Origin of the sequence: Lysinibacillus sp. NPDC096418 (assembly GCF_044762775.1) — a bacterium.
In the GTDB taxonomy this organism is placed as follows: Bacteria; Bacillota; Bacilli; order Bacillales_A; family Planococcaceae; genus Lysinibacillus.
In genome coordinates this window covers 96,304-106,974 of the sequence record NZ_JBIWEY010000004.1, presented here as the reverse complement: position 1 = coordinate 106,974, position 10,671 = coordinate 96,304, and the positions used below count along the sequence as shown (strand labels likewise).

Here is a 10,671-nt window from a genome sequence, read left to right as displayed (position 1 = left end):
ATTATGAAACTATAGAATAATAAAAAGTAGAATGTACTCTTCGGTAGCTGGCTGACATAGTAATAAACCTTAGCCCCTATAGCTTTGCGTCCCTAAATTTCTCTAGGTTTGCCTATTTAGTTTACAGCTAAACAATATCATATTAAAATTTTGCTCCCAAGGACAAATCGTACTATATTTTATTGCTACAAAAGCAGGTAATATAGCTGAAATATCATAAAGTTGGAAAATTAATCTATCTGATGTAATAGGAAATAAGGAGTGTGATTCCATTATGGTGAACTTTTTTGTAAATCTAGGGTATTACCTGTGACGCTAATCCCGAAGGAGTTACGCTGGCTCCACTTCAATCAACAAACGCTTTATTCAAAATGTTAACCCCACCTTTTGGTGATGAGCAGATTTAATGATCATTTATGACGAAGTGGTTGAGAATAGGGGGAATGGTTAATTGACCTATAATCTTCACAAAATGAAGATGCTGTGTAATTCTTAGTGGTCAAATTATTTGTATCATTCATCGAGTTGTGACACAGTTGTAACATCCAACGATTATATTAATATAGAAATTCAGTATTTGAGGGGAAAAGAATGCGAAAGTTTTTTAAATTTTTACTTCTATTGCTTACAGTAGGAGTGTGTGTTTTTGTTTATGCAACATTTATCGAATCGAAGTTACTAACTGTTAAGTCACATGAATTTTCATATACACCGCAGAGCAAGGAAAAAGGGACATCCATTAAAATTGCTCATTTTACTGATACGCAAATAGGCGAATTCTTTAGTATGGATCAGTTCAAGAAAGTTGTTAAGAAAATTAATAAACAAGAGCCCGATATGATTGTTTTTACAGGCGATTTATTTGATATGGGTGCTACGGAAGTGGAGATTCAAGAGATTATAGCTCTCTTGAAAGAAATGAAAGCTCTTTATGGGAAATTTTCGGTGTATGGTAATCGAGATGTAGGGGGCGGTATGGAACGAAATTACGAACGCTTACTAACGGATGCTGATTTCACTCTTTTAAAAAATGAAGAAACAACTATTACTTTGTCGAACGGGGAAGAGCTACTTATATATGGATTAGATGACGCACTGTTAGGTTCTCCAGATATAGCTGATATAAATAAAGTGCTTTCTCGAAATGAAAATACACTTGTGTTATTACATGAACCAGATGTAGCAAAACAATTTGAATCAACGGAGCATGCTATAGTTTTGGCTGGCCATAGTCATGGAGGGCAAGTATATTTACCATTTATCGGACCTCTCGCTACTACTGCTTTAGCTGAAGAATACGTGAAGGGATGGTATACCCTTTCTGGGAGCCAAAATCCTAATTTATATGTGAATTCTGGAATTGGTAATACAAAACTACCATTTCGTTTAGGGAATATCCCACAAGTGGCACTTATAAATTTAAGCTTTTAAGAACACAACGTTTATTCGAATAAATTAAACAAAAAATCAGCAGAATCAAAATGTGATTCTGCTGATTTTGTATTTACAAATGATTTTAGATGAAGCGAGCAATATCTTCTAATGGTAGACGCGATGATCCAAATGCTGGTGCAGCCGCTTTACCAATAGCGATAAGTACGATTGGGAATTGATTTTCAGGTAATTCAAATCGCTCTGCAAATTTCACTTTGTCAAAGCCACCCATCGTTACTGTATCAAAGCCTTTTTCTTTTGCAATAAGCATAAGTTGCATTGAAATTAGACCTGCATCAAAAGATGCGATGTTTTGTCTTACTGCTAATGGAGCAGCAGGGTACATGCGCTGCGTATTACTAATTGTGATATTCTTTTGTTCTTCACCCATATGTCCTTCAGTTACATTTTGAGTGTAGATTTTTTCTACGTTTTTGTACATTTCAGCATCACCTAAAACGGCAATAACTGCTGAAGATGTTTCAATTTGTTCTTGATTATTAGCAATTGCACGAAGTTCTTTTTTCGTAGCATCGTCTTGAATAACGATGAATCTCCAAGGTTGTAGGTTACTTGAAGATGGAGCACTTGTTGCTTCAGTAAGGATTTCTTCAAGTTCTTTTTGCGTCATTTTAAAGGTAGGATCGTATTTACGAACTGATTTTCTCTCGTGCATAATTGTATATAAATCTTTAGTTGTTGTTGTTGTCATTGTATTTCCTCCTCTAAACTTACTAATGATAAGTTAATAAATAGAATCTTACCATTAGTAAGTTTGTGCGTCAAATAAAAAATATTATGTGTTACAATAGGAGAAAACCAATTCACAGGCGGGAGGTTATTATATGACTCAACCGAATTGTACACATATATGCAGCAACTACCATCAAGCGATTGAATTTATAGGGAAACGATGGATGGGCATGATTATTTATACTCTATTATCAGGTCCAAAAAGGTATCACGAAATCCACGCTACGATTCCTGGAATATCAGACCGTTTACTTACAGACCGTTTAAATGAGCTTGTAAATGCAGGCTTAATTAATAAGAAGTTCATCGATTCTTCTATAAAAAAAGTGGAATATGAGTTAACACCTAATGGTTTAGCGTTTCAAGAAGTCATTAAGTCGATTCAAAAATGGATAGATCTATGTGACTTTGAAAAGACAACAAAGGAATAATAACAAAAAGCTCATTACCACAAGGATGTTTGTTTGCACCGCGTTGCGAGATGGCAACACCTGAATGCCAGCAAGCACCACCTGAAATGCGAAAACTTAGGGATGGAATGGTGAGGTGTATTCATGCAACTTGAAGCAAAGAACGTTGGATTTCAATACGGGGACGGTCCGTGGTTATTCCAAGGGGTCAATGTTACGCTAGAACCAGGAGAAATCGTTGGCATTACAGGTCCGAGTGGACGAGGGAAAACGACCTTTTGCCGCATATTAGCGGGTTTTGAGTCACCGATTGAAGGTGCCGTGCATTTTAAGGGTGCACCATTACCGAAGGGTGGATATCATCCTGTTCAAATGGTTCTCCAACACCCTGAGAAGGCGATTAATCCAAAGTGGAAAATGCATAAGATTCTTAATGAAGGATATCAACCGGATAAAGAATTATTAGACTTATTAGGGATTGAGCAAGAATGGCTAACACGCTGGCCACACGAGCTATCTGGGGGCGAATTACAGCGCTTTTGTGTAGCTAGGGCATTGGGACCGAATACTCGCTTTTTAATTGCAGATGAAATGACGACAATGCTCGATGCAAACACACAGGCTCAAATCTGGCATGCAATCATGGAAATCGCTGAAAAGAGAGAAATGGGCATACTTGTTATCACACATGAATCCAAGCTAATGCAAAGACTTTGTCATCGTGTGATTGATTTTAATGAATGGGGTTAAAGAAGGAGGTTTCTTGAAAAAGAGACCTCCTTTCATGCTGTTGATAAAGTATTTTGTCCATAGAAATTACGTGAATAAATTGTTCTTAAAAGTGGTCTCTACACTAAAATCTGTACAGAAATAGTGTTTGGGCTTATTTGAATTCGCTAATACGTGTACGGATTACGTTCGTTTATAATGTTTTTTACTATGTTATTTTTTAACTACATTATATAAAGTGTACTTTTGGGAAATGGTGAAAAACTTTTTTGAGAAATTTCCTCAAATAATAATATGACCACTGTTGCATGTTTATGGTATCAATTAATCCATATTTGTTAAGGCTAGAAAAAGAGGAGGTGTAATAGTATGGCTCAAGAAGTTCTTTGTGAAGTCAATAATTGTACGTATTGGGGTTCTGGCAACAAATGCACTGCTGAGGCTATTTATGTTGTTAGTAAAAATGGTGAACAAGCTTCCAACAGTGAAGAAACAGATTGCCAAACATTTAGCCCATCAGAGCATTAGGGTAACCAAATCATGGTTACTCTTTTTTTGCATTAGAGTAAGACAACTTTCAAAATTAGATTTTTTCTATAGTAAGAAATATCGCTCTAATGGTGATTTGATAAGAATAGTTGAACAATTTTTTATACATATAATCTTTTGTAAGGTCACTAAATCCAAGAGGGTTTAGTGCTTTTTGGTTTTTATGAAAAAAATTAGAAATTATTTGAACTTTTTACATTCCTCATTTGTATAGTTAGTGTAATTACAAATCGGGAGGGATTTTTTATGCAGCTTTTTTTGAAAGATGTAGTAAAGCAATATAATGGAACGGCTATATTAAATGGGGTATCTGCAAGTTTTTACGCAGGGCATTGTTACTTATTACTTGGTCAAAATGGTGCTGGAAAATCAACTTTAGCAAAATGTATCGTAGGGGATGAAAAGATAGATGCCGGAGCGATTGTACTCGATGGTTCACCTTCTCGAGTGTTCGACGAAATTGCTATGCAATATCAATCCTTTGAAAGTTATAAGCATCTAAGAATTCGTGAAATCATCCAATTGTTCAATAGATTAACGGAAAATGCTTACTATTCAGAGGAATTGTACGAGATTTTAGGTATTGATTCGTATGAACGCGTGCTATTAAAAAATGCATCAGGGGGTCAACGTAAGGCTGTATCGATCTTTTTAGCATTTCTGCTCAATAAGCCAATCCTTCTTTTAGATGAGCCATTTGCAGATTTGGATTTAATGAAGAAAAAGCAATTGCTTCATTTTTTACAAACAACAATGCAACAGCAAGACAAATTATTAATCATTATCAGTCATGAAGTAGCGGAGTTTGAAGCGTTATTTGATTATATCTACATATTAGACAAGGGGAAAATTGTAGAGCATGGCAAAAGAGATGAATTGCAACAAAAATATAAGCATGCAGTATTACCAGGGATTGAAGGGATTTATTTTGACGTAACAGGTCAGGTATTGGGAGGAAGAGGCGCATGATAGCACAAATTTCACGTATGTATATGATAGAAAACCTTCGGAATTATGGTGTATTGTTTGGAAACTTGTTTACACCCTTTCTTTTTATATTTATTTCATGGATAATTAAAATGTCATTTGCAGGAAGCGAAGAGACGCTTTTCTTTATGATTAAGGGGCAATTTATGCCGATTTCCATCTTATTACTTATCTTTTCATTTGCCTTTTCTAGTGCAACAATTTATTTAGCAGATTTAAAGGCAGAGCGTACGTTTAGCTGGATACAGCGGACAGATGCTACACCATTAAAATATTATTTAGGTATGGGGATTGGTGTATTTACGTTAATGAATACTTATTTAATCCTTTTATTAATTGGTTATCGCTTGTTAGTAGACATATCACTTGCTTCGATGACGATGATTGTTCTTGTTAGTAATTTTGTGTTACTGGCACTTTATCCGCTAAGCTTTATTTTGGCAGGTCTATTTCGAAATGGTAAAGTCGCACAAAGTATGCTTGTGCCAATTATGCTCATTTTTATGTTTTCGGTTACGATGACGACTATGTTTTTAAGTTTAGCTGGTAAAAACCCTCATGATTATTTTGTATTTTTAAGTTGGAACCCCATGTTATATTTAAATGACATTGTGCAATTTAATCTGGATTTAATACAGCAAACATGGTTGCCACAGTATCAATATTTTATGATTTTAACAGTTTTAAGTTTTCTCCTAGCAATAGTGGCTAGAAAAGTATACAGCATTCGGTAGGTGATTTCTTTTGGGGATTGGATGGATTGTTTCACTCATTGTGGGTGGAATATGGATGATAATTATTTTAGCACTTGTGATTCCGATGGATAGAAAATATGTCGTTCGTGAAAATAGGAAAATTAATTATAAAAAAACAACGATTTATTTGCGTTGGAATGTATTCGATACGTTAACGCTCGTTTTAGCTATTTATACGATAATCTGCGTGCAGGCGTTAAACATGCTACTTTCTTTTGGCCAAACAGTTGAAAATCCATATGTGCAATTTTTTACAAATCAATCACAAGTGTGGGTTATTGTTGTTGTAGTTTATTTAGTATCTCGTGTTTCTATAACATTAAAGTCGATTAAGGCTCATTGGGGGGATGAGCTTGATGACAAGCAATGAGGAATGGATGGAGGCTTATAAAAGAGGAGATGTCGTAGGCTTCGAAACCCTTTACAATCGCTTGTATGAGCCCCTTTATTGCTTTTTGTTTCGCTACACACGGGAGGAGCAGCTAAGCATTGATATTGTGCAAGATACCTTCGAGCGTTTACAATATGTGAAAGATGATTTCGATCAACAAAAGGGGACGGTCAAAGCTTATTTATTTCAAATCGCTTATCGTATAATGATTAATAAATTGAATCGGCGCAAGAAATGGCGTACATTATTTCCATTTCTAGTACCTACGCCAAGTGATCGTCTATCATCAGATGAGAAGTTAACCGTGCAACAAGCTATACTCAAATTACCAGAGAAGCAGCGTGCTGTTATTTTGCTAGCCTATTATCATGATTTACTACAGGAGGAAATTGCACAGATTTTATCGATCCCTTTAGGAACAGTTAAATCGAGGCTACATAATGCCATGAAGTTTTTGAAAGAAGAGCTAAAGGAGGATTTCAATGCTAAAGGATGAATTTAATAATGAACCACAATTGAAAAACAGCTTAGATGAATATGAAATCGAGGTTCCGAAACAGTTGACGCACTTTAAGAAAAGTCGATGGCAACGTTTTATTCACTATTTAGCTTCACCAACGAAAGATCCCCTAGAACCTATTTGTTCCTCTTCAATTGGCTATACATCGCTTAAAGTAATTCCAATAGTAACTGCAATTTTTATAACGATTATTCAACTATTAATTCAATAACGATATCCATATGAAAACCAATGCTTAAAAAAGTGTTGGTTTCTTTTAATTTCATTAAGGTCGCTTTTGTGGAACTCACAGTAATTTTAGCTCCAATGGTAAATATATTGCGCATTTTTTCACCCTCAACCGAGCACGTTTTTCAAAATTGATATACTACATATTTTTAAATATGTGACAATATCCTAGAAATCCTTGGTATTACAGTTTTATTCGTACAATGTCACTTAATTATAATTAAGTTGTATGTCAATTTGAATAAATGGCTTTTTTAACGATTAAAAGGCTCCAAAACTATTGCCCTCTACATTCGCATGTTCGAATCTTCATGAATTCTTGCAAGAACATATTTTTGTATCGAGCCTAAATATAGTAGAGATAAAGTAAAATTTACTTGAATAAAAGTCTGAATAATTAGATAATTAATAGTATCTCAAAGGGAGGGATAGGGATGGAAACAACATCGCAAACGCAATATGATTGGAAGGTAATCGCCGCTAATCTTAACGAACTTCTACGTTTGAAAGCAACACCTGTAGGAATGAAAAAATTCTCTACTAAAGCAGAAATGGAAGCGGTACCGAAAATACGTCGTCCTGATAAACGCTATTTGTTAGATCAACTAGTTGCACAATCGGTTCGTCTTGGTTGGACAATGGGGGTGACAGCTGATGATCTTGCTATGAAACAATGTGGAGCTATTGCTGGGTTAATGCCGCAGGACGACGACTTTTACTCTGGAGAGGCGATGGATGGCGTGTGGTTTGGTACTCGTGAGGATTCAGCTGCCCATCAGAAAAGTCTAGATGTCGTGCCTTATGGAAGTTATGAAGCTCTTGCTATTTCACCACTTGCAGCTGGTAGAATCGAGAATCCCGATATTTGTTTGATTTACGCAACACCAGGTCAAATGATGTTGCTGATTAATGGTTTGCAATGGGTAGGGTTTAAAAAATTCGAATGGAGTGTCTCGGGAGAAAGTGCGTGTGCAGATTCATGGGGGAAAGCTTTGGCAACTGGAGAGCCAAGCCTATCCATCCCTTGTTATGCAGAACGCCGTTTTGGAGGCGTTTTAGATGAAGAAATGCTTATGGCTATTCCACCGCAAGATTTGATAAAAGGGATAGAAGGATTAAAGAAGCTATCTAAAAATGGTTTACGCTACCCAATCCCGGCAGTTGGCATTCAGTCCGATACAACTGAATATCTTGCGCCAATCTATCCTGAATGGGTAAAGCCAAATAAATAAAATGAATATTAATGTCAGATAGTATATATGTAGACTGTATTTTTACTGAACCTTGGTAAAAATACAGTCTTTTTTAATCGAAGAAAGTATAACTTTTTATAGATGTCTAGGCATTCGCGCCCGTTCGCACGCTCAAGGTCGCGTGCGAACGGGCGCGAATGCGCTTTACTTAATTTGTTAATATTGAAATTTCACACGAACAGCTGCACGAATAGTCATCTGTCCCTGTTCGATTGGCGTTGTTATAGTTTGATTTGCCATTGCTAGAGATTTATAGAGGACGGGCTCGCTATTATTCTCTTCTACAATTTCAATAGGCTGAGGATACAAGGATAATTGCATTGTCTCTGCAATTGTTCTTGCCTTCATTTGTGCATTTTGAAGTGCTAGGCTAAGCGCCTGTTGATAGTAGATGTCGGCATTTTCAATTTCGAATTGAATTGAAGAAATGCGATTGGCACCGTTTTGCACCGCGGTATCAATGACAGTTCCAACTTGACTGATATCGGATACTTTTACCGAAAGGGCATTCGTTACTTCATAACCTTTAAAAATTTGTTTTCCGTCAATATAGTCGTATTTGGGCAAAATCGTATAGCTAGCTGTTCCTATATCTTCTCGAGGGATATTGAGCCCTAAAATAGACTGAATCACGTGATTCATGATATTGGCATTTTCTTGTTGAGCTTCTTGTACATTCTCACCTTGTGTACTTACTTCTATTTGAAGTTGGGCATAATTTGCTGTAGCCATCACTTTGCTATTCCCAGTAACTGTTATTACACGTAATGAAGGGAGTGGTTGCTGACTAATGTTGGCATAATACATCGGGTTCCACCTTCCGTATGAGTCATACTATTAATTCTATGCTCTCTATTTGAAATGTTTGTCAGATGTATGATGTACGATAAAGGTTATAGACTATAGATCATTCTTTTTTTTGAATAAGTTATCATGGATTTTAGAAAAAATAATTAATGTCAGAACTGCACCTACAAATGCTAAAGACATGTCCCATTGCGCATCCCATCTATCTCCCTGCATCCCTAAAAAGTCTTTTGAAGTTTTTCCACCCTTTGATATTTTCGTACTTAACCACTCGATAATTTCATATAAAGCAGCTATTGCAAGCACAATACTAATCGTAATGCCAGACAACCATGCACCTTTCGTTAGTGTGGTGAAAGCTAATAAAAGTTCTCTTATCACAATGGCCGATAAACCTTTTAAAAAATGTCCAAATCGATCGTAATTATTTCTACTCAAATCAAATTCCTCTTTTATCCAATTGAAAAGAGGGACTTCTGAGTAAGTATAGTGACCACCGATAAAAGTTAGAATCGATAAAAGGGCAATAATGCAATAGGAAAGTGTAGTGAAGCGGAATTTGTTATAAGTTGCGATGACAATGCTCAAAATAACAATGGCTGGACTAACTTCCGCTATCCAATCTAAGTAAGTAGCGGGCATAATAGCAGACCAGATGAAAACTACAACAACAATTCCTAGAAGTATTAAATGTATCTTTGAATGTTTACTTCTATGCACCCGTAATCACTCCTTTTGTCCAACAGTATGTGGAAGTAGATGATTACTTATACTGTAGGACAAGGGCTTATGAAAAGCTTCAATTATACGGGTAATCAAAATAAATTTTACTGTGTAATTCATAAAAATGAGCTGTCTCGGAAAGTCATCTTTTCTGACTTTCTAGGCAGCCCATCGATAAAGTGCATTATTAGTTTAGCCCACCATTTGTAGTAATGCTTCTACGCCAGTCATTCCTGAAAAAATACCAAGTTGTTCTGCCTCATAAGTAACGGATTCCAGCGGGGCTGTTAATAGTTCGTCAATCGTCTTCACGCCAACTGCTCGACCGGCAATGATCTTTCTATCAACTAATTTGCTATTCAAAAGCCCAACGTCTAATGCCCCACACATAATATAGCCAGTATCATTAGAAATGGTTAACAAAGTCGTTTTCGGTAAGCTAACAGTAACAGCCGTGAAAAAATGACCTTTAATCATGATAGGCTCTATTGTCACCATTGAAATCACTCCTTTTATCTATATACATATGGTTAGGAGTAACAAGATGTTCGAGGTATTTTATCGAGAAAAGACTGATACCCTTTCGCTTGGCAAAGAAGTCATTATATAGATGCAAAAAAGCTACTTCACAAGGAGTAGCTCTATCAATAGATTATTTTGTATAAGAAAGCACCGCTGTTTGTTTGAAGTTTTCTAATGCCTCTGTTGCCTCTTTTTTTGTGCTGTACTCGAACATACGGAAAGTATCTTGCTCAAAAACTGTAATTACCCACATAATGAAGCCTCCTTTGCACTTGAATTTTGTACTACAACAGACTGACCTTTTAAGATGTTGTGCTCATTTTGTTATATATCAGCTATATATTTCATTCTACGCTTATTTTTGAGAAAGGAAAGGGATTTGTGAATGTTTTCACAAATCGTTCAAAATGAAGGGCAATTTTGAAAAAAATTATACGAAGATAGGTATAAGAACTGCTTTAAATGAATAATTATCTTGTCATAAATGAATGCGTTTACATTGGATTTGTTTTTCCTAAATAGTAATTTTTCGAATTCTTTCACCTGTATAATTAACGGCATTTCGCAAATAGTAAGACAACAAAGTTTTGTGAATTTCCTTTCACTAGGA

The 10,671-nt window shown here is 35.9% G+C and carries 15 protein-coding genes and 1 riboswitch; of the genes, 10 read left to right on the top strand and 5 right to left on the bottom strand.

Going from position 1 to position 10,671, the window contains the following annotated elements:
- Nucleotides 1-39: 39 nt before the first annotated feature.
- A riboswitch (cyclic di-GMP riboswitch) is annotated at nt 40-123 on the bottom strand.
- 468 nt (nt 124-591) lie between these two features.
- Nucleotides 592-1,431, top strand: coding sequence for a metallophosphoesterase (locus ACIQZG_RS06145; RefSeq protein ID WP_402754291.1), 840 nt, complete (start codon nt 592-594; stop codon nt 1,429-1,431).
- Between the two features lie 85 nt (nt 1,432-1,516).
- Here ACIQZG_RS06145 and ACIQZG_RS06140 read toward each other — a convergent pair whose 3' ends face one another.
- On the bottom strand, nt 1,517-2,146 hold the full coding sequence (locus ACIQZG_RS06140; protein ID WP_402754290.1) for a nitroreductase family protein: 630 nt from the start codon (nt 2,144-2,146) through the stop codon (nt 1,517-1,519).
- Nucleotides 2,147-2,279: 133 nt separating this feature from the next.
- Between ACIQZG_RS06140 and ACIQZG_RS06135 the strand changes: the two genes are divergently transcribed.
- From ACIQZG_RS06135 to ACIQZG_RS06095, 9 genes are all read left to right on the top strand, one after another.
- A complete protein-coding gene (locus ACIQZG_RS06135) occupies nt 2,280-2,618 on the top strand; it encodes a winged helix-turn-helix transcriptional regulator (RefSeq protein ID WP_402754289.1) in 339 nt (112 codons plus the stop codon).
- Between the two features lie 123 nt (nt 2,619-2,741).
- A complete protein-coding gene (locus tag ACIQZG_RS06130; RefSeq protein ID WP_402754288.1) occupies nt 2,742-3,347 on the top strand; it encodes an ABC transporter ATP-binding protein in 606 nt (201 codons plus the stop codon).
- A gap of 348 nt (nt 3,348-3,695) precedes the next feature.
- Complete coding sequence (locus ACIQZG_RS06125) at nt 3,696-3,854, top strand: DUF1540 domain-containing protein (protein WP_402754287.1); 159 nt, start codon at nt 3,696-3,698, stop codon at nt 3,852-3,854.
- A gap of 267 nt (nt 3,855-4,121) precedes the next feature.
- Nucleotides 4,122-4,844, top strand: a complete 723-nt coding sequence (locus tag ACIQZG_RS06120; RefSeq protein ID WP_402754286.1) for an ATP-binding cassette domain-containing protein — start codon at nt 4,122-4,124, stop codon at nt 4,842-4,844.
- Nucleotides 4,841-5,596, top strand: coding sequence for an ABC transporter permease (locus tag ACIQZG_RS06115; protein ID WP_402754285.1), 756 nt, complete (start codon nt 4,841-4,843; stop codon nt 5,594-5,596). Before ACIQZG_RS06120 ends, ACIQZG_RS06115 begins: the two co-directional genes overlap by 4 nt.
- 55 nt (nt 5,597-5,651) lie before the next feature.
- Nucleotides 5,652-5,987 carry a group-specific protein gene (locus ACIQZG_RS06110; RefSeq protein ID WP_402754284.1) on the top strand — a complete coding sequence of 112 codons (336 nt, stop codon included), beginning with the start codon at nt 5,652-5,654 and terminating at the stop codon, nt 5,985-5,987.
- Nucleotides 5,965-6,504, top strand: coding sequence for an RNA polymerase sigma factor (locus tag ACIQZG_RS06105; protein WP_402754283.1), 540 nt, complete (start codon nt 5,965-5,967; stop codon nt 6,502-6,504). The genes ACIQZG_RS06110 and ACIQZG_RS06105 overlap by 23 nt, the downstream gene beginning before the upstream one ends.
- The gene (locus ACIQZG_RS06100; RefSeq protein WP_402754282.1) at nt 6,491-6,739 is read left to right on the top strand and encodes a hypothetical protein; all 249 of its coding nucleotides are present in this window, start codon (nt 6,491-6,493) and stop codon (nt 6,737-6,739) included. The genes ACIQZG_RS06105 and ACIQZG_RS06100 overlap by 14 nt, the downstream gene beginning before the upstream one ends.
- Nucleotides 6,740-7,190: 451 nt before the next feature.
- Nucleotides 7,191-7,988: a DUF169 domain-containing protein gene (locus ACIQZG_RS06095; RefSeq protein ID WP_402754281.1), complete on the top strand. Its 798-nt coding sequence runs from the start codon at nt 7,191-7,193 to the stop codon at nt 7,986-7,988.
- A gap of 177 nt (nt 7,989-8,165) precedes the next feature.
- Here the strand turns inward: ACIQZG_RS06095 and ACIQZG_RS06090 are convergent, their stop codons facing one another.
- The 4 genes from ACIQZG_RS06090 to ACIQZG_RS06075 all read right to left on the bottom strand — a co-directional run bounded on the left by ACIQZG_RS06090 (nt 8,166) and on the right by ACIQZG_RS06075 (nt 10,314).
- A complete protein-coding gene (locus ACIQZG_RS06090; protein WP_402754280.1) occupies nt 8,166-8,816 on the bottom strand; it encodes an SIMPL domain-containing protein in 651 nt (216 codons plus the stop codon).
- Nucleotides 8,817-8,909: 93 nt separating this feature from the next.
- Complete coding sequence (locus tag ACIQZG_RS06085; protein WP_402754279.1) at nt 8,910-9,536, bottom strand: DUF2238 domain-containing protein; 627 nt, start codon at nt 9,534-9,536, stop codon at nt 8,910-8,912.
- Between the two features lie 195 nt (nt 9,537-9,731).
- Nucleotides 9,732-10,037 carry a YunC family protein gene (locus ACIQZG_RS06080; protein WP_402754278.1) on the bottom strand — a complete coding sequence of 102 codons (306 nt, stop codon included), beginning with the start codon at nt 10,035-10,037 and terminating at the stop codon, nt 9,732-9,734.
- Nucleotides 10,038-10,191: 154 nt separating this feature from the next.
- On the bottom strand, nt 10,192-10,314 hold the full coding sequence (locus tag ACIQZG_RS06075) for a hypothetical protein (RefSeq protein ID WP_402754277.1): 123 nt from the start codon (nt 10,312-10,314) through the stop codon (nt 10,192-10,194).
- Nucleotides 10,315-10,671 lie beyond the last annotated feature (357 nt).